Annotated in this window: 31 protein-coding genes and 1 pseudogene; 30 read left to right on the top strand and 2 right to left on the bottom strand. The window is 56.2% G+C overall.

What is annotated here, in order from left to right; translation table 11 throughout:
* Window positions 1–13: 13 nt before the first annotated feature.
* The 30 genes and pseudogenes from JLG71_RS17800 to JLG71_RS17950 all read left to right on the top strand — a co-directional run.
* The gene (locus JLG71_RS17800) at window positions 14–364 is read left to right on the top strand and encodes a putative holin (RefSeq protein ID WP_000793146.1); all 351 of its coding nucleotides are present in this window, start codon (window positions 14–16) and stop codon (window positions 362–364) included.
* Between the two features lie 2 nt (window positions 365–366).
* Window positions 367–1,107 carry a transglycosylase SLT domain-containing protein gene (locus JLG71_RS17805; protein ID WP_001104440.1) on the top strand — a complete coding sequence of 247 codons (741 nt, stop codon included), beginning with the start codon at window positions 367–369 and terminating at the stop codon, window positions 1,105–1,107.
* Window positions 1,091–1,741 (top strand): hypothetical protein, encoded by a 651-nt coding sequence (locus tag JLG71_RS17810; protein WP_000264665.1) that lies wholly within the window; start codon window positions 1,091–1,093, stop codon window positions 1,739–1,741. The genes JLG71_RS17805 and JLG71_RS17810 overlap by 17 nt, the downstream gene beginning before the upstream one ends.
* A complete protein-coding gene (locus JLG71_RS17815) occupies window positions 1,738–2,064 on the top strand; it encodes a hypothetical protein (protein ID WP_000175099.1) in 327 nt (108 codons plus the stop codon). Before JLG71_RS17810 ends, JLG71_RS17815 begins: the two co-directional genes overlap by 4 nt.
* Window positions 2,064–2,375 carry a hypothetical protein gene (locus JLG71_RS17820; protein ID WP_000227701.1) on the top strand — a complete coding sequence of 104 codons (312 nt, stop codon included), beginning with the start codon at window positions 2,064–2,066 and terminating at the stop codon, window positions 2,373–2,375. Before JLG71_RS17815 ends, JLG71_RS17820 begins: the two co-directional genes overlap by 1 nt.
* Window positions 2,375–2,920: a DUF3486 family protein gene (locus JLG71_RS17825; protein ID WP_000124060.1), complete on the top strand. Its 546-nt coding sequence runs from the start codon at window positions 2,375–2,377 to the stop codon at window positions 2,918–2,920. The genes JLG71_RS17820 and JLG71_RS17825 overlap by 1 nt, the downstream gene beginning before the upstream one ends.
* A 50-nt stretch (window positions 2,921–2,970) precedes the next feature.
* A complete protein-coding gene (locus JLG71_RS17830) occupies window positions 2,971–4,512 on the top strand; it encodes a hypothetical protein (RefSeq protein ID WP_169542415.1) in 1,542 nt (513 codons plus the stop codon).
* The gene (locus tag JLG71_RS17835; protein WP_000090684.1) at window positions 4,512–6,008 is read left to right on the top strand and encodes a DUF935 domain-containing protein; all 1,497 of its coding nucleotides are present in this window, start codon (window positions 4,512–4,514) and stop codon (window positions 6,006–6,008) included. The genes JLG71_RS17830 and JLG71_RS17835 overlap by 1 nt, the downstream gene beginning before the upstream one ends.
* The gene (locus JLG71_RS17840) at window positions 5,989–6,810 is read left to right on the top strand and encodes a phage head morphogenesis protein (RefSeq protein WP_000117548.1); all 822 of its coding nucleotides are present in this window, start codon (window positions 5,989–5,991) and stop codon (window positions 6,808–6,810) included. Before JLG71_RS17835 ends, JLG71_RS17840 begins: the two co-directional genes overlap by 20 nt.
* 2 nt (window positions 6,811–6,812) lie before the next feature.
* Window positions 6,813–7,271, top strand: coding sequence for a phage virion morphogenesis protein (locus JLG71_RS17845; protein ID WP_000135514.1), 459 nt, complete (start codon window positions 6,813–6,815; stop codon window positions 7,269–7,271).
* Between the two features lie 214 nt (window positions 7,272–7,485).
* A complete protein-coding gene (locus JLG71_RS17850) occupies window positions 7,486–8,601 on the top strand; it encodes a hypothetical protein (protein WP_001273074.1) in 1,116 nt (371 codons plus the stop codon).
* A 14-nt stretch (window positions 8,602–8,615) separates the two neighbouring features.
* The gene (locus JLG71_RS17855; protein WP_001286908.1) at window positions 8,616–9,569 is read left to right on the top strand and encodes a major capsid protein; all 954 of its coding nucleotides are present in this window, start codon (window positions 8,616–8,618) and stop codon (window positions 9,567–9,569) included.
* A gap of 9 nt (window positions 9,570–9,578) precedes the next feature.
* The gene (locus JLG71_RS17860) at window positions 9,579–9,917 is read left to right on the top strand and encodes a DUF2190 family protein (RefSeq protein ID WP_000537457.1); all 339 of its coding nucleotides are present in this window, start codon (window positions 9,579–9,581) and stop codon (window positions 9,915–9,917) included.
* 1 nt (window position 9,918) lies between these two features.
* Window positions 9,919–10,365, top strand: a complete 447-nt coding sequence (locus JLG71_RS17865; protein WP_000271668.1) for a gp436 family protein — start codon at window positions 9,919–9,921, stop codon at window positions 10,363–10,365.
* Window positions 10,365–10,829 (top strand): Gp37 family protein, encoded by a 465-nt coding sequence (locus JLG71_RS17870; protein WP_001101804.1) that lies wholly within the window; start codon window positions 10,365–10,367, stop codon window positions 10,827–10,829. The genes JLG71_RS17865 and JLG71_RS17870 overlap by 1 nt, the downstream gene beginning before the upstream one ends.
* On the top strand, window positions 10,829–11,080 hold the full coding sequence (locus tag JLG71_RS17875) for a hypothetical protein (RefSeq protein WP_000666499.1): 252 nt from the start codon (window positions 10,829–10,831) through the stop codon (window positions 11,078–11,080). The genes JLG71_RS17870 and JLG71_RS17875 overlap by 1 nt, the downstream gene beginning before the upstream one ends.
* Window positions 11,070–12,497 (top strand): phage tail sheath subtilisin-like domain-containing protein, encoded by a 1,428-nt coding sequence (locus JLG71_RS17880; RefSeq protein WP_000729834.1) that lies wholly within the window; start codon window positions 11,070–11,072, stop codon window positions 12,495–12,497. The genes JLG71_RS17875 and JLG71_RS17880 overlap by 11 nt, the downstream gene beginning before the upstream one ends.
* Complete coding sequence (locus JLG71_RS17885; protein ID WP_162832341.1) at window positions 12,494–13,018, top strand: phage major tail tube protein; 525 nt, start codon at window positions 12,494–12,496, stop codon at window positions 13,016–13,018. Before JLG71_RS17880 ends, JLG71_RS17885 begins: the two co-directional genes overlap by 4 nt.
* Window positions 13,019–13,020: 2 nt before the next feature.
* Window positions 13,021–13,302 (top strand): hypothetical protein, encoded by a 282-nt coding sequence (locus JLG71_RS17890; protein ID WP_000110114.1) that lies wholly within the window; start codon window positions 13,021–13,023, stop codon window positions 13,300–13,302.
* A gap of 97 nt (window positions 13,303–13,399) precedes the next feature.
* Window positions 13,400–13,735 (top strand): phage tail assembly protein, encoded by a 336-nt coding sequence (locus tag JLG71_RS17895; protein WP_000084213.1) that lies wholly within the window; start codon window positions 13,400–13,402, stop codon window positions 13,733–13,735.
* A 157-nt stretch (window positions 13,736–13,892) separates the two neighbouring features.
* Window positions 13,893–16,844, top strand: a complete 2,952-nt coding sequence (locus JLG71_RS17905) for a phage tail tape measure protein (protein ID WP_000016538.1) — start codon at window positions 13,893–13,895, stop codon at window positions 16,842–16,844.
* Window positions 16,844–17,728 (top strand): phage tail protein, encoded by an 885-nt coding sequence (locus JLG71_RS17910; protein ID WP_000458387.1) that lies wholly within the window; start codon window positions 16,844–16,846, stop codon window positions 17,726–17,728. Before JLG71_RS17905 ends, JLG71_RS17910 begins: the two co-directional genes overlap by 1 nt.
* Window positions 17,728–17,940, top strand: coding sequence for a tail protein X (locus tag JLG71_RS17915; protein WP_000478224.1), 213 nt, complete (start codon window positions 17,728–17,730; stop codon window positions 17,938–17,940). The genes JLG71_RS17910 and JLG71_RS17915 overlap by 1 nt, the downstream gene beginning before the upstream one ends.
* Window positions 17,928–19,082 carry a phage late control D family protein gene (locus tag JLG71_RS17920; RefSeq protein WP_000808007.1) on the top strand — a complete coding sequence of 385 codons (1,155 nt, stop codon included), beginning with the start codon at window positions 17,928–17,930 and terminating at the stop codon, window positions 19,080–19,082. Before JLG71_RS17915 ends, JLG71_RS17920 begins: the two co-directional genes overlap by 13 nt.
* On the top strand, window positions 19,079–19,675 hold the full coding sequence (locus tag JLG71_RS17925) for a phage baseplate assembly protein V (RefSeq protein WP_000148266.1): 597 nt from the start codon (window positions 19,079–19,081) through the stop codon (window positions 19,673–19,675). Before JLG71_RS17920 ends, JLG71_RS17925 begins: the two co-directional genes overlap by 4 nt.
* 54 nt (window positions 19,676–19,729) lie before the next feature.
* Window positions 19,730–20,077, top strand: a complete 348-nt coding sequence (locus tag JLG71_RS17930) for a GPW/gp25 family protein (protein ID WP_000859111.1) — start codon at window positions 19,730–19,732, stop codon at window positions 20,075–20,077.
* Window positions 20,068–21,171 (top strand): baseplate assembly protein, encoded by a 1,104-nt coding sequence (locus JLG71_RS17935; RefSeq protein WP_001219098.1) that lies wholly within the window; start codon window positions 20,068–20,070, stop codon window positions 21,169–21,171. Before JLG71_RS17930 ends, JLG71_RS17935 begins: the two co-directional genes overlap by 10 nt.
* Window positions 21,164–21,742, top strand: a complete 579-nt coding sequence (locus tag JLG71_RS17940) for a phage tail protein I (RefSeq protein ID WP_000138756.1) — start codon at window positions 21,164–21,166, stop codon at window positions 21,740–21,742. Before JLG71_RS17935 ends, JLG71_RS17940 begins: the two co-directional genes overlap by 8 nt.
* A gap of 2 nt (window positions 21,743–21,744) precedes the next feature.
* On the top strand, window positions 21,745–22,992 hold the full coding sequence (locus JLG71_RS17945; RefSeq protein WP_023363137.1) for a phage tail protein: 1,248 nt from the start codon (window positions 21,745–21,747) through the stop codon (window positions 22,990–22,992).
* A gap of 4 nt (window positions 22,993–22,996) precedes the next feature.
* Window positions 22,997–23,464, top strand: a pseudogene (locus JLG71_RS17950) (phage tail protein); the annotation flags it as partial.
* A 6-nt stretch (window positions 23,465–23,470) separates the two neighbouring features.
* Here JLG71_RS17950 and JLG71_RS17955 read toward each other — a convergent pair.
* Together JLG71_RS17955 and JLG71_RS17960 are read right to left on the bottom strand one after the other, a co-directional pair.
* Window positions 23,471–24,085: a tail fiber assembly protein gene (locus JLG71_RS17955; RefSeq protein ID WP_000072165.1), complete on the bottom strand. Its 615-nt coding sequence runs from the start codon at window positions 24,083–24,085 to the stop codon at window positions 23,471–23,473.
* Window positions 24,085–24,567, bottom strand: coding sequence for a phage tail protein (locus JLG71_RS17960; protein ID WP_001486917.1), 483 nt, complete (start codon window positions 24,565–24,567; stop codon window positions 24,085–24,087). Before JLG71_RS17960 ends, JLG71_RS17955 begins: the two co-directional genes overlap by 1 nt.
* Window positions 24,568–24,586 lie beyond the last annotated feature (19 nt).

A 24,586-nucleotide genomic window follows, 5' to 3' on the forward strand; every position in this document is an offset into this window, starting at 1 on the left:
TAAGGAGACACACATGAAAAACCTGAAAAAATTCATTCCCCCTGTTAAAAAACCTCGCCTCAGCGGCTGGCTGCTGACCTCAGTGCTGTTGCTGGGCACCATCGCTCTGGTCTCACCACAGCAGCTGCCTGTTGTGATCTACAAGCTGGCACTCATCACGCTGGCAGCAGTGCTGGGTTACTGGCTTGACCGTTCGCTCTTCCCCAAAGCCCGTCCCGGTCAGTACCTGAAACATGACGACAGGCTGATGGCTGAAGGGCGTTTCCCGGTACAGACCGGCCTTCACCTGGTGTTTTCTGCTGCGTTAATCCGCCGTGCACTGATTGTTGCAGCGGTCTGCCTGGCTGTTGCGATGGGGCTTTAATCATGAACTGGCCGCAGATCACCTGGATTGTATGCATGTCCCTGAAACTGGCTTTCGAAGCCTTTCGGGTCTTCATCAGAACCGAACGCCTGTCAGTCCGCGCCGGGACCTTTCTGGTTCATATGGCATGGGTATTCTTTGTCGCAATGTTGCTCTGGTGTGGCGGCTTTTTCAGCCAGGCATGCGCAGCACAACCTCCGCAGGCTGCGCTGCAGTATCGCGATGATGTGATCCGTAATGCCCGGCTTGAATGGGGACTGTCTGCGCCGGTGGCCGATTTCGCCGCGCAACTGCATCAGGAAAGCGGCTGGCGACCTGATGCGATCTCGCCGGCTGGCGCTCAGGGACTGGCGCAGTTCATGCCTGCCACTGCCGACTGGATAAGCCAGTTGATACCGATGCTGAGCAGTCGTGAGCCGTTTAATCCGGCATGGGCTATCCGGGCGCTGGTCAGCTATGACCGCTGGCTGTGGCAGCGTGTCAGCGCCGCCAGTGACTGCGAGCGTATGGCCATGACACTGTCGGGCTATAACGGTGGTCTGGGCTGGGTACAACGGGACAGGCGGCTTGCATCACAGAAAGGTCTGGACAGCACCCGCTGGTTCGGACATGTCGCCACGGTGAATGCCGGACGCAATGCGGCCAGCTGGCGGGAGAACCGCCATTATCCGCAGCGCATCCTGCGCGAACTGGCACCGCGATATCTCACATGGGGAGGCAGCAGTTGTGTGGCATCTGGTTAAAAAGCTGCCGTGGCGCGGCATTCTGCTGGCCATTCTTATCAATGCCTTTCTGGTCGGCCTGTATGCCATGGGATACAGAAGTGGTCATGACTCTGCAAAGCGTGACGGTGATACCGCGCTAAGTCAGTTGCAGTCAGCATTTGACGCGTACAAAACGGAGCAGGCAACGCTTGAGAATGCTGCGCTGCGGGCCTGGGCCAGACGGTATCAGGAGCAGGTGGCCGCCGGGCAGCGGGCTGAAGCCGGTTATCTTGAGCAGATTGCTCAACTGGAGAGCCGGAACAAACAACTACAGGGGCAAATTAACGATGTCACACAGCGCTGGATTGATGAAAAAGGTAAGAGTCATCCCATTGAGTGCGTGTTTACTCGCGGTTTCGTGCGCCAGTACAACGCCGCACTCGGATATGACAACGCATCCGTCGACACCGGTCATTCAGACTCAGTTGCCGCCACTGGCACCCGCTCTGGCACAGCGACCGGGCAACCTGAAACCACTGACACCCGGTTACGCGATTCGGGTGTCTCCCAGCGTGACGTTCTCGCCAACATCATCGACAACGCATGGCAATGTCGTCGCTGGCGGAACCAGATAAACGCGCTGCTGGATGAACGGGAAGGATTACAGAAATGACACTGCAGGTTGAATTCTGGACGGTGGTGAGTTTTCTGCTCACCTTCATGAGGTTTGTGGGAGGGCTCGCCAAATGGTTGTTCAGTAAAACAGAAGAACGCCAGGCGGCACGATTCGCCTCCCTTGAACAGGCCCTGCAACAATCCGCCTCCAACTGGGGCGAGCTGGAAAAAGAATTTATGCGATTTAAAGCGGATTTACCGCTGAATTATGTCCGTCGAGAGGATTATATCCGTGGCCAGACAGTCATTGAGGCCAAACTGGACGCGCTTTATAACAAACTGGAAGTGGTACAGCAGTACCGCAATACCGGAGGTCAATAATGGTCGATATTACCCGGGTACGCCGCGAATCCCTGCGCTGGAGTCTGCTGGTTGCCCTGAACAAGACCCGCCCTTACACCGCCAGCGAGACGCTGCTGCTGGATGTGTCCCGTGCCATCTACCCGGACACCACACCGCTGGAACTGCGCCGCGAACTGGATTATCTGGCTGACCGTAAAATGGTTGAGCTGGAGAAAAAACCTTCTGGCGACTGGTTTGCTGACCTGACCCGCCTCGGCGTAGACCTGGTGGAATACACCGTGGAATGTGGTCCGGGTATTGCCCGCCCGGAAAAGTACTGGAGTGAATAATGGCCAGACGCAGCACAATAGAAAAGCTGCCGGAAGACGTGCGCCGCTGGCTTGAACGGGCGCTGACTGAATCCGGCTTCAGCGGGTATAACGAGCTGGAGTCACTGTTGCGTGAGCGGGGGTACGTCATCAGCAAATCCGCTATCCATCGCTATGGACAGAAGATTGAGCGCCGCTATGGTGCTATCCGTGCGGCAACAGAAGCGGCCCGCATGCTGACCGAAGGCGCAGCAGACGATCAGGATGCGCGTTCGGAGGCTGTGATAGCCCTTATTCAGACCGAGCTGTTCGAGAGTATTGTCCAGTTGCAGGAGGCGGAAGAAGGCGAAGTCGATCCTAAAGAACGCGTGGCCCTGCTGTCGAAGGTGGCGAAGAATGTGGCTACGCTGTCCCGCGCGTCCGTCAACCTCAAAAAGTTCCAGTCTGAAGTACGGGCCAGAGCGCAGCAGGCAGCCAGCAACGCCGAGAAAATTGCCCGTAAGGGGGGACTGTCAAGCGACGCAGTACAGGCGCTTCGTCGCGAGATTCTGGGGATTGCCACATGACAAAATCATCCGGAGTGATTTTAAACGCCGCTGGCGGCGGCCCCGAAGGGATGAGTCCCATGGACGGGAGGAATAACCTTGCTCCCGTTTTGCCTGATACCTCGGCGCTGGATGCCCCTCCCGTTCTGTTGCCTTACCAGCAGCGCTGGGTGGCAGACACCTCTCCGCTTAAGGTGATAGAAAAGAGCCGTCGTACCGGTATTACATGGGCTGAGGCATCCGATAACGTACTGACCGCCGCCTCTTCTGCGCCAGCAGGCGGGATGAATGTGTATTACATCGCTTATAACCAGGACATGACCGTCGAATACATTCAGGCGTGTGCGATGTGGGCACGGGCATTCAACTATGCGGCCAGTGAAATTGAAGAAGGATTCTGGGAAGAGGACGACGACGACAAACACATCAAGACTTACACCATCAAATTTCCTGACTCCGGCTTTCGTATTGTTGCGCTCTCCAGCCGCCCGTCTAACCTGCGTGGCCGTCAGGGTATTATTGTTATCGACGAAGCGGCGTTCCATGAGCAACTGGACGAACTGCTGAAAGCGGCGCTGGCGATGCTTATCTGGGGGGGAAAGGTACGCGTTATCTCCACCCATGACGGTGACGACAATCCGTTCAATACGCTTATCGGGGATATCCGTGCCGGACGTCAGGGAGGCAGCATACATCGCATCACTTTCCGGGAAGCCGTATCTGAGGGGCTGTTCCGGCGCGTCTGTCTGCGCACCGGGAAGGAATGGTCGGAGGCATCCGAGCAGGCCTGGATGGCATCGGTGTACAAATTCTACGGTGCCGGCGCATCCGAAGAGCTTGACTGTATTCCGGCCAACGGTGGCGGTGCCTGGCTGTCCCGTGCCCTGATAGAGTCCCGCATGTCCGCTGATACGCCGGTATTGCGTCTGACCTGCAAGGAAGGTTATGAACTGCTGTCTGATGAGGTTCGCTTCCGCGAGACGCAGGACTGGCTTGATGAGTATCTGAAACCATTGCTGGAGGCACTCCCCACTGATGCCCGCTCTTTCCTGGGGCGCGACTTTGGCCGTAGCGGTGATTTGTCGGTGGACTATCCCCTGCTGCAGGAGAAGAACCTGGTACGACGCGTGCCATTCGTACTGGAGCTGCGTAACGTGCCGTTCAGACAGCAGGAGCAAATCACCTGGTATCTGATGGATGGCCTGCCCGGTCTGCTGGGTGCAGCGTTTGATGCCCGTGGTAATGGTGCCTATCTGGCTGAATACGCCATGCAGCGCTACGGCTCCGGCCGGGTTCAGCAGGTGATGCCAACCGAAGGCTGGTACCGGGAGCATATGCCTCCGGTCAAAGCTGCACTGGAAGACGGCAACCTGGTGGACTTACCAAAGGATGAAGACACACTGGATGACCTGCGGGCCGTTCAGGTGGTGAACGGTGTCCCCCGCGTACCGGAGCAACGCTCAAAAGCAAAGGCTGACGGTGGTAAACGCCACGGGGATTCAGCCATCGCACTGGCGCTGGCGTATTTCGCCAGCCGTGAAATTAACAAAGGGCCGGTGAAGGCAAGCTCACGCCGTCGTCGTCAGGCGGCCCGTATGCTGGAGGGATTCTGATGGCGAGGGGTATCTGGGTTTCACCCGATGAATTTGTTGCTTTTTCTGAGCCTCAGAAATCACTGACCGCGCAGATTGCCTCCCGCAGCCGCGCGATCGACTTTTACGGACTGGGCATGTATCTGCCCAATCCTGATCCCATTCTCAAGGCTCAGGGACGGGATATCCGTATCTACCGCGAACTGCGCACCGACCCGCTGGTCGGGGGCTGTATCCGCAGACGTAAAGCAGCGCTCAAATCGCTGGAGCGTGGACTGGAGCGTGGTCACGCCTCTGCCCGGGTCTTCCGTTTCATCCGCGACATGCTCGACGATCTGGATCTGTCCCGCATCATCGGTGAAATGAGCGATGCCGTGCTCTACGGGTATCAGCCCTGTGAAATCATGTGGGGCCGTTCGGTCAGGTCGTGGGCGGTGACGGATATTGTCGGCAAACCGCCTGAGTGGTTTCAGTTTGATACGGACAACTGCCTGCGCTTTCGGGCGCGTGATGCGGGTGTGGAGGGTGAGCTGCTGTCACCGTCAAAATTCGTGGTGCCGGCACAGGATGCCTCGTATGACAATCCTTACGGTTTCCCGGACCTGTCCATGTGCTTCTGGCCGGTCGCCTTCAAGAAAGGCGGGATGAAATTCTGGCTCCGCTTTGCCGAAAAGTTTGGCTCCCCGTGGGTGATCGGTAAGCACCCGAGGGGCGCAAATGATGCAGAGATTGAAAAACTGCTGGACTCCATGGAGCAGATGGTGGAGGACGCGGTGGCCGCCATCCCCGATGACAGCAGTATTGAGCTCAGGGCAGCGGATGGCAAGGCAGACAGCAGCGAGGTATTTCGCGAGCTGATCACACTGTCACGCAGTGAGATCTCCATTGCATTACTCGGTCAGAATCAGACCACGGAAGCGAACAGTAACAAGGCCTCTGCACAGGCCGGGCTGGAGGTAACGGCTGATATCCGCGATGCGGATGCGGACATCATTCAGGCGGCAGTGAATCAGGTCATCAGAACGGTGGTCACCCTGAACTTCGGCGATGTGCCGTGTCCGGTCTGGGCCATGTGGGAACAGGAGGCCATTGATGACACCCGTGCCACCCGCGACGAAAAACTCACCCGGGCGGGTCTGCGTCTGACCCCGCAGTACTTCAAGCGTGAGTACCAACTGCAGGACGGCGATATTGACGAGACACCACCGTCGGAACGCCAGAATAACATGCTGCCGCTGTCATTTGCCGAGGCGATTGATGCTGATATTCAGGCTCAGCAGCAGCTTGACGACGCGCTGGACATTCTGATGAACGGAGGCGCGTTAAATGGCACGCTGGAACCCGTCCTGGCACCTCTGTTCAGGCGGGTCGAAAACGGGGTTAACCCGTCTGAGCTGCTGGGCGAACTGGCGGAGCTCTACCCTCAGATGAACACGGACGATCTGCAGGAGCGGCTGGCCCGCATTCTCTTTGTGGCAAATATCCGGGGACGTCTGCATGAGCGTGACAACGGCTGAACTGGCGTACTGCATGACGCTTCCCCCGAAGCGGGCAATCAACTACCTGAAGTCCAAAGGATATCAGATTACCTGGGACTGGGAAGAAATGTGGCAGGAGGCCCATGCCCGCGCCTTTACCGTTGCTAAAGTGACCCGCCTGGATATCCTGGAAGATATTCGCGGGGCACTGCAGCAGGCTGTCGATGAAGGAAAAACCGATCGCTGGTTCCGGCAGGAGCTGGAGCCGGTGCTGAAGCGTAAGGGATGGTGGGGACCACGTGACACGACTGACCCGGTAACGGGTGAGCCGGTCACCATTCAGCAGGGCAGTCCGTGGCGGCTCGATACCATCTTTCGCACCAATATGTCCGTACTCTACAGCGCCGGTCGTTGGGCGGAACAGATGGAAAACGTCGACGACAGGCCGTACTGGATGTATACCGGCATCAACGACAGCCATACCCGCAGGAGCCATCTGGCGCTGCATGGTCTGGTGCTGCGCTGGGATGACCCGTTCTGGCAGGCATTTTACCCGCCGAACGGCTGGCGCTGCCGCTGTAGTGTTATTGCCCTGAGTGCGGCGGATGTACGTGCCCGTGGCCTGAAGGTTATCAGCTCCGGCTCTGCCATGGGCCAGGAACTGAAACTGGTCTCAGAGAAAACCGGCGAAATGCGGAACGTGGCCACCTTTAATACCGGCACCACGAAGGTGACCACCGACGTCGGCTGGTCTTATGCTCCGGGGGCAGCATACCGTCCCGACCTGGCCCGCTATCAGGGTACGCTTCAGCCACTGGCACAACAGGAACTGAGAGGATAACAATGGCTTCCGATAACCTGGTCAGTATCACCATTAACGATAAGTCCCTGCGCCGGAGCCTCCGTGCGCTGGATCTTGCTGCCACAGACCTGGAGCCCGCGATGCGCAAAATCGCCGGAACCCTGCTGGCGGAAACACAGTTTAACTTTCTTGATGAGGGGCGTCCGGGGTGGATGCCCTCGCTGGCAGCGGAAGAACGTGACGGGCAGACACTGCAGGATACCGGGCGTCTGATGGGGTCAGTATCAACCGACCATGACGACCGGCAGGCTGTTGTGGGGACCAACGTTGTTTACGGTGCCATTCACCAGTTCGGGGGTAAAACGGGGCGTAATGAGTCTGTTGAACTTCCGGCCCGCCCGTTCCTGCCGGTGACGGGGGATGGAGAACTACAGCCTGAAGTGGTAATCCCCATCCTCGATACCATTGTCCGCCATCTTGAATCAGCGGCCCGTCGCTGAGTTTTCTCTCTTCAGGCGGGTGATTTATCATTGCCAGCGAATGAGGGGCTGTATTACCTTTATAAAGGCTTTACAGCCTCTGTTTTATAACCGCCTCCGGTTCACCGCATTGCTTTCCCTGTCCTTCTCCCCTGATGTTTTCTAAAGCAGATTAAAATCGCCGGGCCTGCATTTCTCACAAACTGTCTCCGACAACATAACGCGGGACAGCAAAATGTCAGCCATTCACATTTTTAAAGCCGGTACTCATACCGATATGCACGGCAAAAAACTGCCGTTCACGCCAGACGATCTTGCCGCCTGCGTGAAAGCCTATGACCCGTCCGTCCATGAAGCACCACTCGTGATTGGTCATCCCAGAACGGAAGACCCGGCGTGGGGCTGGGTGAAAGCCCTGTCGCTCAGCGGCGTCGATCTGATGGCAGAGCCTGCCCAGCTGGACCCGCAGTTTGCTGAGATGGTCACCGACGGACGATTCAAAAAAGTGTCCGCCTCTTTCTACCTCCCGGATTCACCGTCCAATCCGAAGCCCGGCGTGCTCTACCTTCGCCATGTGGGCTTTCTCGGGGCACAGCCACCTTCCGTCAAGGGGCTGAAACAGGTGTCCTTCAGTGAGCAGGAAGAAGGTGTGGTGGAGTTCGCCGACTGGCAGGCCATCACGAATGCCTCCCTGTGGGGAAAGCTGCGCGATTTTCTGATCGCCCGCTTCAGTCTGGACGAGGCAGAAAAAGTCCTGCCGGAATGGCAGCTCAACAGTCTGCGCGAAGAGGCGTACCGCGACACACTGTCGCAGGATGCAGCAGGTGCACAATTCAGTGAGACAGGCCCGGGGCCGTCTTCCGCAAGTAACGAGGAATCATCGATGACAAAAGAAGAGATTGAAGCCCTTCAGGAGGAGAACCGCCGCCTGAAGCAGCAGGCTGCTGATCGCGATGCGCGTGATGCACAGGTCAGACAGGAGCAACTGCATAAGGACAATGTGGCCTTTGCAGAAAAACTGGTCGCAGAGGGCCGTCTGGCTCCCCGCGCCTCCTCCGTGGTGGTTGCCCTGCTGGATGCCGTCGCCGGTGGCGACAAGCCGGTGGAGTTTGCTGAGGGGGAAAGCCGCACACCGCTGGCCACCGCCTTTCGTTCATTGCTCTCCGACGGGGAGCCGGTGATGAATTTCGCCGAACAGGCCACAAAAGAGCGTGTCGGCGACACGGTGAAGGTGGATGTGGCAGAGTTTGCGGAAGCCGATCCTGAGCGTCTGGCCCTGCATCAGAAAGCAGTGGCCCTGTCCAAAAAAGAAGGCATCAGCTATGAGGCTGCTGTCGCACGCTGCCTGTAATTTAAGGAGAGAGCATGTCTGATTACTTAAAAGGTAAACGTGTCGTTGATCCGGTACTGACCAGTATCGCCCGTGGCTATAAAAATGCCGCATTCATCGGCGAACGTATTTTCCCCGTCGTGCTGACGGACAAGGAAGGCGTGCGTGTACCGACCTTCGGGAAAACCGCCTTTGTGGAATATGACACCGAGCGTGCCGTCGGGGCGGACAGCAATGTTCTGGTCCGTGAAAAAACAGGCACGCTGGACCTGGTGCTGGGTGAACACGATCTGGCTGCGCCGGTGGACTATCGCGAGCAGGCGGAGTCCATGTTTAACGAAGAGAGCAAGGCCATCCGTCGCGCCACGAATGGCGTGAACCTGCGCCGTGAACTTATCGCTGCCCGTCTGGCTCAGGATGAAAAGGTCTACCGTACCGGGCACGTCAAAAAACTGACAGCCAGTGATCGCTGGGCCGGTGGTAAGGGGGACCCCATCGGGGTGATTGAAGCCGGTATGGAAGCGGTCCGTACGGCCACGGGGCTGCGTCCTAACCTGATGACCATGGGGGCCGGCGTGATGGCGCTGCTGAAGTTCCACCCGGCGATTCAGGCCGCCATCGGAGCCAACGAACGCAAGCGCATCACCACAGAAATCCTGCAGGACCTCTTTCAGATCGAAGAGATCGTCATCGGTGCCCCAGTCTCCCTGCCGTCCATGAAAGCGGCAATGGATAAGAACAGCGTGCCGGCGGATATCTGGGGAGACAATCTGATGCTGCACTATGTCGGCAAACCGCAGCCGGGGGCGGACAGCGCGGACGAGAACGAGCCGTCCTTCGGCTACACCCTGCGTCGTAAGGGGATGCCTGTTGCCGACAAATACGACGGAGCCGGTGGCAAGGTGAAGTACTGCCGTTATACCGATATCTACAAAGTCGCCGTGGTTGGTGGCGATGCCGGGTATCTCATTACCGGTATCAGTAAATAAGGAGGCGTTATGGGAACCACTCAGCAGGTCATTCTGATCACAACCGTAACGGCAGGGGCAGCACTGGCACAGCAGCGTTTTGTCGGGGCAGATAATACCCCCTGTAAAGCCGGTGCCGCAGCGCTCGGGGTTGCCGAAGTGGATGCTGTTACCGGCGACAGCACGCCGGTGAGCGTTCTGGGCATTATTGCTGTCGAGGCCGGGGCCGCTGTCAGCCGTGGTGTGGCTGTTCAGTCAGATGCTCAGGCCAGAGCCGTGCCGCAGTCCGGCGACGGTAAATCCTGTGGTATTGCACTTGATGAAGCCGGGGGTGAAGGCGACGTCATTCGTATCCTGCGCGGGGTGTGACATGTACTGCACCCTGGAGGATTTGCTTGCGCAGGTGCCGGAGCGGACGCTTATCGAGCTCACCAGTGAAGAGATGGACTTCGACTCACCTGCAACAGTGAATACCCGTGTGGTGGACAGCTGTATCCGCTATGCCGACGAGCTGATTGATGCCCATCTGCGCGGACGCTATATCCTGCCACTGGCAGAGATACCGACTGTTCTGCGGGACATTGCCATCACGCTGGTCCGTTACCGGCTCTACGCCCGCCGCCCGGAAGGTGACCTCCCGGATACGGTGAAGGATGACCACAAAGAAGCGCTGCGGCAACTCAGGGAGTTACGTGATAACAGGCTCACGCTGGGGCTGCCGTCCACTCAGAAAGATGTGCCTGAGCCTGGCGAGTTTCGTGTACGCAGTCGCCCGGCCACTTTCGGCGGTCGTGACGGTTTACTGGAGAAATACTGATGAACGTTCTGCCCGTCCTTGATGCGGTACTGGCCCGGTTACGCGAGAAGCTGCCGCAACTGCAGGTGGAGTACTTCCCGGAGAAACCGGCTGAATATCGCCTGAACCATCCGGTTGGCGCGTTGCTGTTGAGCTATGCCGGTTCGCGCTTTGACAGGCCGGATGATACCGGTGCGGTGATCCAGTCTCAGACTATCCAGCTCTGCGTCACGGTGGTCTTCCGCCAGCTCAACGGTAAAAAAGGGGCGATTAATGTCCTGGATGCTGTCCGCCGCATTCTCGGTGGCCACACCCCGCCCGGCTGCCGCCGCCGTATCTGGCTGACCCGCGAGGTGTTTATCGGTGAAGTCAGGGGGCTGTGGCAGTACGCCCTCGACTTCGCGACTGAAAGCGTCTTTATCGAAGACAGCGATTTACCGTCCGGCCCGCTGTTAACCGAAGTGAACTATGAGGAAAGCGAGTGATGAAAGAATACCGCTATTCCGGCCCGGCCAGCGGCGTCACGCTGTCGGACGGAACCGAAATCCTGCTCTGGCCGGGGAAGACGGTTTCCCTGCCGGAGGAGCATGACTACGTGAAGGTACTGGTGGCGCTGAAACATCTGACGCCGGTACCTGAAGAGACTAAACCCGCCGGCACACCGGCTGTGCAGTCACCAAAGCGCAGAAGCAGCAGTGACAGCGAAGTGAAAACGGAGGACACCCATGGCAGCTAACTATCTGCATGGTCCCGAAACCATTGAGGTGGAAAACGGTGCCCGCCCGGTTAAAACGGTGAAATCTGCCGTTATTGGCCTGATTGGTACCGCCCCGATGGGGGATGTCAATACGCTGGTACAGTGCCTGTCTGAGAAAGACGCAGCGGCATTTGGCAGCCAGTTCACCGGCTTTACCATTCCGCAGGCGCTGGATGCGATTTATGACCATGGTGCAGGCACCGTTCTGGTCATTAACGTCCTCGACCCGGCGAAACATAAAACGGCGATCGAGGATGAGGTGGTTACCTTTGACAAATCGACAGGGCAGGCCAGACTGGCGCATCCGGTTGTCGCTAATGTGGTGGTGAAAAACAGTGAAGGCAGCACCACCCACACGGCGAACACGGACTACCGTGTTGATGCGCAGGCGGGTGTGCTCACGAACCTGGGCAAGGCTATTGAGGCCGGTGGCAGCGTGAAGGTGAGCTATGAGTACGCGGACCCGTCGAAGGTGACTGCGGCGGACATCATCGGCGGGGTGAACAGCGCCGGAAACCGAACCGGCATGAAGCTGCTTAACGACAGCTTCAACCTGTACGGCTATTTCGCCAAAATTCTGATTGCGCCGGTGTTCTGCACCCAGAAGAGTGTCGCAGTTGAGCTTATCGCCATGGCAGAGAAGCTGGGCGCGGTAACCTACATTGATGCGCCTGTCGGTACCACCTTTGCACAGGCTCTGGCAGGTCGTGGCCCGGAAGGCACCATCAACTTCAATACCAGCTCCGACCGCGTCCGTCTGTGCTATCCGCATGTGAAGGTATATGACCCGGTGACAAACACAGAGCGTCTGGAGCCGCTCAGCCAGCGTGCAGCAGGTCTGCGTGCCAGAGTCGATCTGGACAAGGGCTACTGGTGGTCATCCTCCAATCAGGAGATTCTGGGGATCACCGGCGTGGAGCGCCAGCTGTCCGCGATGATTGATGACCCGCAGAGTGAGGTGAACCTGCTTAACGAACAGGGGATCACCACGGTATTCAGCAGTTACGGCAGCGGCCTTCGTCTGTGGGGTAACCGGACGGCAGCATGGCCAACGGTCACCCATATGCGTAACTTTGAGAACGTTCGCCGCACCGGTGATGTGATCAACGAGTCCATTCGTTATTTCAGCCAGCAGTACATCGACATGCCGATTACTCAGGCGCTGATTGATGCACTGACGGAGTCGGTCAACGCCTACGGTCGCAAAATGACTGGTGATGGTGCGGTACTGGGCTTCCGTTGCTGGTTTGATCCGGCCCGCAATCCGGAGACGGAGCTGGCCGCCGGGCACCTGTTGCTGAGCTACAAATATACGCCACCACCGCCGCTGGAGCGACTGACGTTTGAGACTGAGATCACCTCGGAATACCTGTTAACCCTGAAAGGGGGCAACTGATGTCAAAGATTGAGATAAACCGCATCACGAATGCCAACATCTATCTGGATGGTACTAACCTGCTGGGACGGGCTGAGGAAGTTAAACTCCCCGATGTCTCCATGATTATGCAGGAACACAAGGCGCTGGGGATGGTGGGTAAGGTGGAACTCCCGGCTGGTTTTGACAAACTGGAAGGCGAAATCAAATGGAACAGCTTTTACCGCGATGCGATGCTGTCTGCCGCGAACCCGTACAGGTCGCTGGCACTGCAGTGTCGTTCCAGCGTCCAGCGCTACAGCTCGCAGGGGCTGATTGACGAAATCCCGCTGGTCACCTTCCTGACGATTATGTTCAAGAAGAACCCGCTGGGGACGTTCAAACAGCACGAGAACGCCGAGTTCTCCAGTAGCTTCACCTGCACGTATATCAGACAGGTACTGGATGGTGAAGAGCTGCTGCAACTGGACTATCTGGCCAACATCTTCCGGGTCGGCGGTGTTGATCAACTGACTGACTACCGTATCAATATCGGGGGCTGACGGTGAGTGTTGAACTGACGGATAAAGGAGGACGATGTGCGGCACTGGGCATGTCAAATGGTACGTGGTTTACCCTCCTTGATATTCCGGGGGTGGAAACCCTTTTTAATACCCGTAAAACCAATGACCCGATTGACTGCACACGTTCAAAGGCCCGCAAACTGGCGGATTTGATTGAAGCATGGGAGCCTCCCGACCACTGGTTCTCCGGCATCGGCAAATCTGAGGGAAAGACGCTTCTCATCGCTTTCCTGCGTAACTGCAAGGGGTTTCGCACTTGCTGACATCACAGGGGCTCCGGCCCCTTCTTCTTAATCTCCTTTAATATCCGTCACGCGCTTCTCCCGACATACTGCCCTGAACTTACACAGGAGCACAATCATGTCACAGACCCCATCCGATACTTTTAAATTGTCTTATCCCTTCACCACTGCTGCAGGCACCAGAATTGAGCTGGTTGAACTGAAACGCCTGACGGTAAAAGACCTGAAGCAGGTGCGCAAAATCAGCAAAAACCCGGCAGACTGGGACGAACCGCTGATTGCCCGCAGTACTGGTCTTCTCCCGGAGGATCTCGACAATATGGATCTGGCTGATTACCTGCAGTTACAGAAACGATTTCAGCTCATCACGGGGATGGGTGAGAGCAACCAGGGCGCTGACGCAGGCGCAGGGGCTGCTGGCGAGATGGTTCCGGTTTCAGCCGGGGGAGATTGATGCCCTCGATACTGACGATCTGGAGATGTGGCTGGAGCAGGCTGAAGAGCAAATCAAAAGCGAGTACGGCGACAAATCATAGTACAGACAGCCGCCAGTAGCGGCTGTTCTGCGTTATCCCCTCACGTCTTTTCACCTTCCCCGGAGGTTAACCACTATGTCGGGACAGTTTTCAGTCGGCGTTGTTATCGGCGGGATGATTGGCAGCACATTCCGTTCTGCAATGAGCGGTACCCGCCGTGCGCTTGATTCCCTGAGCGATACCTCACGCCGCCTGCAGGAACGTCAGAACGCTTTAACCCGTGCAACAGAACGTTATGGTCAACTGGGTTCTTCCCGGATGCAGCATCTCAACAGCGAGCTGCTGCGGGTAAGCCGCACCATGGAGCAAATTGAGCGCCAGCAGCGCCGTCTGTCAGCGGCATCCGCTACCAGTGATGCGCTGAAAGCTAACCGCATGGCGCTGTATGGTCAGGGGATTGAAGCGTATGGCATGGCACAGACTGTTTATCATACGGTTTCCCCTGCCGTTCAGCAGTCCATGTCTTTTCAGGACAAAATGATTGATATGTCGATCACCGCAAAATATGACAATAAAACGCGGGATGCACTTGCCGGACAGATAAAAGGCTGGGCGCTTAAATACAATCAGTATCAGGATGAGCTGCAGGAGGCGATGGGTTCACTCATCAGCGACAATATTGATAATGTGTCAGATATCGGTTTTCTGATGCCGGATATTGCCCGCGCGGCAACGGCAACACGCACGTCTGCTCAGGACTGGGCAAAAGTGGCCGCAGTCTGGCAAAACTCCCTGAAAGGCGCGGCCAGAGATTTTGGTGCCGTTCAGAATATTATGGCTTATGCCGGTGACCAGGGGTCATTTGAAATCCCGGATCAGGTCAAGTGGATGCAGTCCCTGGCCCCAATGATGGCGGGTATTGCCAGTGGAAAAGAGGCTGTTGCTGAAATCGGGGCCAGTCTCCAGATAGCAAAAATCGGTGCAGGTTCCACCGACGAAGCAGCCAATAATTTTAAAAACTTTCTTACCAAAATTTTTGCCCGCGATACTCAGAAACAGTTTGCTGATCTGGGTATTGATTTGCAGGGATCTATTGCGAGTTATAAAGCTGCGGGGATCTCTCCGATTGAAGGGATGTTGAGTGTTATAGAACGTTACCTCAATGCCAAAAGCCCCGAAGCGCTGGCCGGCTTCAAATCAGCCATGAAAATAAAGAATGATACGGCAAGAGATGAGGCACTTCAGGCTCTGGCGAAAAACTTTGGTCTGGGCGATATGTTCGCGGATATGCAGGTCATGGCATTTATCCGCCCGATGCTGGCCAACATGGACAGATATCGAGAGATCCGTGCCGGTGCTCTCAGGGCTGCGGATAACGATTTGCTTGCCAGTGCTTATGATCAGCGGCTGAAATCTCCCCTTGAAGCCACTAAAACACTTATGGTCAGCAGTCGCGATCTGGCAATTACGCTGGGCGATCAATTAGCTCCATCTTTTATTTCTCTGACTCAGGACTTGCTCCCACTCATTCAGGGGACAAAACACTGGGTGGCGACTCACCCGCAATTTGTCAGTGGGGCTTTTAAGCTCATCAGTGCGCTCCTTGCGATTAAGATAGCGACTGTTGGTCTCAAACTGGGGCTGAATCTCCTTATTTCCCCCTTTGTGAACGTCTGGAAAACTGCTGTTTTACTCCGGACCAACTGGCATCGACTGACTACCGCACTCGGAGAAGGTGGCAAATTACGCTGGCTTGTCACTGGATTCAGCCGACTGACCAGCGGAGGACTGAAACTCAGCAAAGTTCTGGCGGGCAGCCTCGTTCGCGGTTTTATGAGCGCTGCACGTGCCGTTCTCTGGATTGGGCGAGCGCTGATGATGAATCCCATCGGTCTCGTTATCACCGCTGTCGCGGCAGCAGCTTACCTTATCTACCGCAACTGGGGGGCAGTCAGTGGCTGGTTTAAACAGCGCTGGGCTGACATTCAGGAAGCCTTTAACGGCGGTATCGCGGGAACTGGTAAGCTGCTGATTAACTGGTCGCCGGCAGGCCTGCTCTATAAAGCCTTTGCGGCTGCGCTGAAATATTTCGGCGTTACTCTGCCGGCAAAGTTCACCGACTTCGGTGGCCATCTTATCGACGGTTTGATTAACGGTATCAAAAACAAATGGGGGTCGCTCAAATCCAGTGTAACCGGAATGGGTGACAGCATCAGTAGCTGGTTTAAACAATGCTGGGCTGACATTCAGGAAGCCTTTAACGGCGGTATCGCGGGAACTGGTAAGCTGCTGATTAACTGGTCGCCGGCAGGTCTGCTCTATAAAGCCTTTGCAGCTGCGCTGAAATATCTTGGTGTTGATCTGCCGGCAAAGTTTACCGACTTCGGTGGCCATCTTGTCGATGGTCTGATTAACGGTATCAAAAACAAATGGGAGTCGCTCAAATCCAGTGTAACCGGAATGGGCGACAGCATCAGTGGCTGGTTCAGCGAAAAGCTGGGCATTCATTCGCCGAGCCGCGTGTTTATGGGCTTTGGTGACAATATCGCGCAGGGGGCCGCCATTGGCCTGCAGCGGACCACTCCGCTTGCAGCTCTGGCCGGGCAGCGAATGGCCAGTGAACTGCTCCCCAGAATGCCCGTGAGCATTCAGGGGCCAGAAATACGGGATAACACTTCAGGTGTTCGCTTCAGTATGCCGTTGCCCGATATCAATGGGTTTATGTCGTCTGCTAAAAATGCGATCGGAGCCGTAATCAATAGTTTGTCTTCCATGCCCGCTATTCCGCTCTCCACCCGGGCATCGATTTTACCAGGGCAACGTCTGGCAAATGAGATGACACCGGATGTTCCCCGTATCCCCTCGCCTGAAATCCTGGCTGCCGGATATTCAGGCCGTGGTGCAGCTGCAACCGGCGGTGGAACGTCTGGTGGTATCCAGGTCAGCTTTAATCCTCAGTTTTTCCTCAATGGCAGGGAAACCACAGCGCCTGCAGGACTGACTGGTGCCCTGAATATGAGTCTGCATGAGCTGGAAAAAATGCTGGAGCGTCTGCTGGCTCAGAAACAACGTAAGGAGTACCGCTGATGTTTGCCGTACTGGGTGATATTGAGTTTGAGCTGATTACCTACTGGGACGGCTTCGAGGCCACGTTCGGCGTCGATTATGCGGAGCATGCCCGCATCGGGGGTAAGCCTGGTCTGCAGTTCGTCGGCGACAGGCTGGACGAAATCCAGATAACTCTGGTTTTCCATCAGCATTATTGTGTACCCGATGTGGAGCTGGCGAGACTGCGAACAGCCATGAAAGCCCATCAGGCACTGGCGCTGGTCTTCGGCAACGGTGACTATCGCGGCTGGTTCGTGATCACCGATGTGACTGCAACCAGCGAGCAGACTGACAGTACCGGCAACGTGCTGGCTGTCAGTGCCACCGTGTCTCTCCGGGAATACACCGGTGACCCGAAAAATCCTCTGCAACCACCGGCAATACGCACGAAGCTCCCGGGTGTCGGGGCGGTCTCCGGTGCCATACCTTCACCTTCAGGGGTGGCGCAGTTCATCCGCAACGGCGTCAACTATGCGAAACAGGCGCAGTCTGTACTCCAGACCACTATCAGCGCCGTTCGGGTGACACAGAAAATGAAGGATAACCCCGTTGTCGCACTGACCCGTGTGCCGGGGCTGATGAGCGGACTGGGTAATATCTCCGGGGCTCTGGGGAAAAGTGTTCCGGCGTTTAACGCACTCTCTGAATCCATGCCCGATGCCATCAGTCTGGCCAGAACAGCCAGCGAAGCAGCCACGTATGTACAGCAGGCACAGTCTGCGCTGAGTGGTGTGGACAAAAGAAATATTGCAGGTGCTCTGGATACCGTTTCCGGGCAGCTTAACGCCGTCGGCACAGCATTCAACCGCATGTCTCCGGGATTAAGTGCAATGGCCGCCAGAATACTGACGAGGAGTGTGTGATGTTTCTTGAACATGTTACCCGTGACGGAGAGCGCTGGGATTCGCTGGCATGGCAGTACTACGGTGACCCGCTGGGCTATCCCCGGATTATTGCCGCCAATCCGCACGTGGCCATCACGCCGGTGCTGCCCTCCGGGCTGTTGTTACTGATCCCGGTGATTGAGGCTGAAGAAGCCCGTACAGAAGAGGATATTGCCCCATGGCTGAGATAAACAGCACTGCGCAAGTCACATCAGCGTTAACCGGCGTCAGCGATGTGCTGACACCGGTGTTCACTCTGTGGTATCTGCAGAAAAACATCACCTCTGATATCGCGCCTTATGTCACCCGTGTGACCTGGAGCGATAACATCAAAAATGAGTCCGATACCATTGAGGTGGAGCTGGACGACACCGATGGCCGCTGGCTGGATAAATGGTATCCGGGCAAGGGTGACACGCTGACGCTGAAAATGGGCTATCAGGGCGAGAAGCTGCTGTCCTGCGGTACGTTCTCTATAGACGAGATCGAAGTGAGTTCGCCCGCTTCCGTTGTTTCTATCCGTGGGGTGGCCACCTCGGTTAACAGTGCCCTGCGGACTAAAACCAGTCGTGGTTTTGAGAACACCACGCTGGCAGCTGTTGCGGGGCGGATTGCCAGAAAGCACCGGCTGAAACTGGTGGGCAGCATTGAGTCCATCAGAATCGACCGGGTGACCCAGTATGCTGAAACCGACGTGGGTTTTCTGCGCCGGCTGGCCAGCGAGTATGGTTATGCAGTGAAAGTGGTCAGTGACCAGCTGATTTTTTCTCATCTGGCCACACTGCGCAGTCAGGAGCCGGTCAGGCAGTTAAAACCGCAGGATGTGGCCCGCTTTTCCCTGCGTGACACCATCAACCGGGTCTATAAATCTGCAAAGGTAAAACACCAGAAAAGCAGCAGTAAAAAACTGATCGTCTACGAAGCTGATGGTGGTACCCGTGAAAGCGACAAAAAGCTCAAAGGTGGTAAGGTTACCAGCGCTGACTCACTTAAAGTTAACAGCCGCGTCAGCGACCCGGACAGTGCCCGGATTAAAGCGGATTCAGCACTGGCCAGACATAACGAATACCAGCAGAACGGCTCCCTGACGCTGACGGGAACACCTCAACTGACAGCAGGCAACAAAATTGAACTGGTGAGTTTTGGGCAGTTATCCGGGCCATGGCTCATAACCACTGCCCGCCATGCGTTTGACCGTAACAGCGGCTACACCACAGAGCTGGAAGTGGCACGGGGGCCAGTCACAAGAGGGAAAAAACAAAAAACTCAGAAACTCACGGTTTATCACCCGGATGGCAGTACATCGACGGTGATTAAGGAGAAGAAAAAATGACTGGTGTCACTCGTCAGGTCGGTACGGTCAGTGCCGTTGATGCCGACAGGGTTCAGGCCCGCGTTCGTCTGCCTGAATGCGATAACCTGCGCACAAACTGGCTTAACGTGCTGCAGCGCAATACCCAGGATAACAAAGATTACTGGCTCCCTGACGTGGGGGAGCAGGTTGAGGTGCTGCTCGATGCCAACGGCGAGGATGGTGTTATTCTGGGCGCGGTGTATTCAGACGTCGATAAACCACCGTTCAGTGACAAAAATATCCGGGGAACCCGGTTTGCTGATGGTGCAGAGTACAGCTACAACCGGAAGACGCACACTCTGATCATCCGGGGCGGCATTGAGCATATTGTCATTGAGTGTGGTGCTGATGTGGTATTGAAAACACAGAAAGCCACGATTGACGCACCGGAAACCGAACTTACCGGAGATCTGCGTGTCAGGGGTAAGCTGATTTACGAAGGAGGCATGGCGGGTTCTGGTGGTGAAGGTGTTACCGCGACCATCCATGGCAATATCGAGATTAAAGGGAATGTCCATGCCACGGGCAGTATGTTGTCTGATGGCGAAAACTCCAGCCACCACTCCCACTGAGCTTTTTAAACGCCTTTAATATCAGCGTTCCCGCACGGGGGCAATACTGCCCCCATGAAAACAACCTCAGTATTCTGGCAACCAGCCCTGCAGGCTCCCGGCGAAATTGTCCGGGGGCTGGATGATATCCGGCAGGCGATTCAAATTATCCTGCGGACTCCCCGCGGCAGCGACCCGCATCGCCCGGAGTTCGGCAGCAATCTGCATCTTTATATCGACTGGCCTGTAGACCGGGCCATTCCGCATGTGGTGCGCGAATCCGTCGATGCCATCCGGCGCTGGGAGCCCCGCTGCCAGCTTATGTCAGTTAAACCCGCCGTCGACGGCGAACATCTTACGCTCCGGGTGAGCTGGAAAGGCTCAGACGGACAGACCCGGACTCAGGAGCTGCTATGGCGCTGACAGAACCCGATTTTATTGAACGCGATGCCGACAAAATCACGGCAGAAATGATTGCGAAGTATGAAGCGGATACCGGCAAAACGCTGTACCCGGCACAGGCAGAACGTCTGCTGATTGATCTGTGGGCCTATCGCGAAATGCTGGTCAGGGTTGCGGTACAGGAGGCAGCAAAGCAGAATCTGGTCGCCTTTGCCCGTGAGCCGATGATTGATTACCTCGGTGAACTGGTCGGTGTATACCGTCTTGCCGCGCAGCCTGCCACCACCACGCTCCAGTTCTCCGTAGATGAGGCACTGGCCATTGATGTGCTGATCCCGGCAGGCACCCGCGTCAGCGCTTCCGACAGCGTTATTTTTGCCACCGATACAGATGTGGTACTGAAGGCCGGATTGCTGCTGGTCAATGTCACGGCCACCTGTACCGAACCCGGTACCGCTGGTAACGGCTGGCAACCTGCGCAGGTCAGTCAGTTACTCGATGAGATTGATAACGTTAACCTGCTGGTGAGCAATCTGATGGCCAGTTCCGGCGGTTCAGAACAGGAAGACGATGACAGGCTCCGGGAGCGTATCAGGCTGGCCCCGGAGTCATTCACCAATGCCGGAAGCCGTGGCGCATACCGCTTTCATGCCATGCAGGCCCATCCCAACATTGTCGATGTTGCTGTGCTTTCCCCGGTTCCCGGGACCGTAGATCTGTATCCGCTGCTCAGTACCGGTCTGCCGGACGGCGGTGTTCTCACGCTGGTAGAGAGTTTCTGCTCTGATGAGAAAGTCAGGCCACTCACTGATACAGTGCGGGCTAAAACACCAGTGAAGGTGGATTACACCATTGAAGCCAGGATTACGATCTATCGTGATCAGGATGCCAGGTCTGTAAAAGATGCCGCTAACAGCGCCATACAGAACTGGGTGGCATCACGTGCCGCCACGCTGGGGCGCGATATTGTCCCCAGCCAGATTATCAGTGCATTGTCCGTTTCCGGGGTGTACCAGGTTGAACTGGTGACACCGGCACTGCGGGTGGTGGCAGAAAACGAATGGGCAAACTGTACGGCAATCACTCTTAACATGACTGGAGTGTCTGATGACTGAGCCATTACAACTCCCGCCACCGCTTGAGGGTGATATCAGTCTCAGGACGCTGGGAAGACTGGCAGGACGGCTGGATAACATCGACCTGAGCGTACTGATGGTCTTTCTCGTCGATATCGTCGACAGTTCCGCGCTGCCATGGCTGGGCGAGCAGTTCTCACTGTCTGGCGATGGCTGGGAGCTGGCGGAATCGGACGATGTTCGCCGCATGCTTATAAAAGCAGCCATCGAACTGCACCGGTATAAAGGGACGCCGTGGTCAATCCGGGAAGTTATCCGCCGTTTTGGCTTTGGTGAAGTGGATCTGATTGAAGGCACAGGTCGTCTCAGTTACGACGGCAATCGCAGCTATAACGGACTGTTTGTTCATGGAGATGCAGCCGCCTGGGCAGTTTATCGCGTTATTCTGAAACAGCCCATTACTAACGATCAGGCCGCGATGCTGCGTCAGACGCTGGCTGCATTTGCACCGGCCCGCTGCCATCTGGCCAGCCTGGAGTATCAGTCTGTGGCCATTCGCTATAACAATACCGCCATCCATGATGGCAGTTATAACCACGGGAGCAGTTGATTATGGGAAACCTGAATGAAACAGAAAAGTGGGAAGAAAATATCTATCAACTGGAGACATCAGATCCGGTTCTGGGTGGTGCAGACGGGATATCAAATCGAGCCCCCCGGCAACTGGCAAACAGGACGAAATGGCTGAAGAAGAAAACGGAGGAAGCCGCACAGTCACTGGCTGAACACGTACGTTCCCGTAACCACCCGGACGCGACACTGACAGCTAAGGGGTTCACCCAACTGAGCAGTGCCACCAACAGCACCTCTGAAACGCTGGCCGCCACACCAAAAGCGGTCAAGGCTGCATACGACCTGGCAGCCGGCAAGGCGCCTGCCAGCCACACTCACCCGTGGAGTCAGATAACGGGAGTGCCTGCGGCTTCACTGACGGCAAAAGGCACCGTACAACTGAGCAGCGCCACGGACAGTCAATCAGAAACTGAGGCTGCCACGCCGAAGGCGGTCAAGGCTGCATACGACCTTGCAGCCGGCAAGGCGCCCGTCAGCCACACTCACCCGTGGAGTCAGATAACGGGAGTGCCTGCTGCCTCGCTGACGGCAAAAGGCACCGTACAATTGAGCAGTGCCATCAACAGCACGTCTGAAATACTGGCCGCCACACCGAAAGCGGTCAAGGCTGCATACGATCTGGCAAACGGAAAACAACCGGCAGATGCCACGCTCACTGCTCTGGCAGGACTTGCCACTGCAGCAGATCGGTTGCCTTATTTTACCGGAGCAGACCGCGCAGAGCTGGCAACCCTTACAGCTATTGGTCGCGCTATTATCGCTAAGGGCAGTATAAAAGATGTCCTCAATTACCTTGGTTTGGGGGAAGGCTCGGCGCTGCCCGTTGGTGTACCTGTTCCGTGGCCCACTGCCACACCGCCAGCAGGCTGGTTAAAGTGCGACGGGCGCGCCTTTACAAAAGAACAATATCCTGTTCTGGCCAGAGTCTACCCGACCCTCCGTCTTCCCGATTTACGCGGTGAGTTTATCCGTGGATGGGACGACGGGCGAAAAGTGGATACAGGGCGCGATCTGCTTTCACGGCAGGATGGTACAAGTTTTTCTCATTACGCAGGTAATTTTGACATTGGGTCTGGTCATTCAATCAATAACTATGACCAAATCGTTGACAACCAACCTGGATTCTCCCGTTTTTCATTTGCAGGTCCTTCGCGAGGCGATGGGGTTAATTATGTGACCATTCGTCCCCGTAACATTGCGTTTAATTACATCGTAAGGGCGGCATAGAAACGTTGGTTTGGGGGAAGGCTCTGCATTGCCTGTTGGTGTACCGGTTCCATGGCCCACCGCCACACCGCCAGCAGGCTGGTTACAGTGCAACGGAGCTACGTTCACCAAAGAACAATATCCTGTTCTGGTCAGAGTCTACCCGACCCTCCGTCTTCCCGATTTGCGCGGTGAGTTTATCCGTGGATGGGACGGTGGTCGCAAGGTTGATACCGGGCGTGCGCTACTTTCATTTCAGGAAGGGACTATCGTATCCGGTTTTGATGATAATGATACCGGAGATATCAGTTCGCTCGGCTCTACACAATACGGATTTGGTGACGCTTTAACCTCTAATCAACTGGGGGTCTTAAATGGCAAAAAGTGGATATTTGATGCATCCTCTAAAGGTGCACAAAGATATGACTGGTGGGCTTATGTATCAGCTCGCCCCCGCAATATCGCATTTAACTATATCGTGAGGGCGGCGTGATACCGTTCAGCCGGCAAGCGCCAGTGGCGCTTCCGGCCAGCTGATTTCAGGTGCCTTGCTGATATCCAGTGCGTTCAGCTCGTCGATATAATCCAGCACGGCGTTCAGTTTTGCCGTTTCTTCTGGTTTCAGACTGCGACCAGCACGCAGTTTGAGGTTGATAAGATCGACGGACGCCATCGCCTGTTTCACCCGTTGCTGGCGTTGCTGTCTGGCAACCTCCAGTTCTGCGGCTCGCTGCCGTTCAGTATCGGTTACCCACGCCTCACCGTTCCAGGTATCCCATGGCGTGGCTGGCTGTTTTGTGGTGGTGTCCGCCGGGTAATCACCCGGTTGGGTAATCAGAACGGGGTTACCGTTCTCCGTGCTGTATACCGTCTCGCCGCGGTGATCAGGCACATGCTCCCACCCGTTCAGCGTGGCAGTCCGGCAAACCACGTAACCCGAAATTGCTTCCGGCGGTGCATCGGCGCACGAATGTGCCGGAGTACCCACCCCAAGGGCGAGATACTCCACAGAGGATGAGGTGTATTCCCGGGTTTCCTCGTCATAGTGATATACAGTGATATCGCCCGCTACAGTGGCGATACCGTTTTCATCCAGAACTGCAGTGTTACTCATTAAACTGCCCTCACAATGTAATTAAGTGCAATGCTACGGGGTCTGACAGTGATACCCTTCGCATACCCGCTTCTGATAGAGGTCAGAATAGTAGCCTGCATACCATTGTCTGACATTGCCACGACAGGATCGCTGAATGTTGTCCCGTCCGGCATTTTAAAGCTGCCCTCACGAAGGTCTGTAATGGAATCTTCATTGTTGAATCCCATGCCGACTATCCCCGAGGTTCCCGTAGTGTCCTGGTTATAATAATCCAGCATTGCTGTTCTTAACAGCGTTGCCCCTTGTGCGGACAGCAACTTACGTCCTGTATCAACTTTGCGCCCGTCGTCCCATCCACGGATAAACTCACCGCGTAAATCGGGAAGACGGAGGGTCGGGTAGACTCTGGCCAGAACAGGATATTGTTCTTTTGTAAAGGCGCGCCCGTCGCACTTTAACCAGCCTGCTGGCGGTGTGGCGGTGGGCCACGGAACAGGCACACCAACGGGTAGCGCCGAG

It is taken from the genome of Klebsiella michiganensis, from assembly GCF_015139575.1.
GTDB lineage: Bacteria > Pseudomonadota > Gammaproteobacteria > Enterobacterales > Enterobacteriaceae > Klebsiella > Klebsiella michiganensis.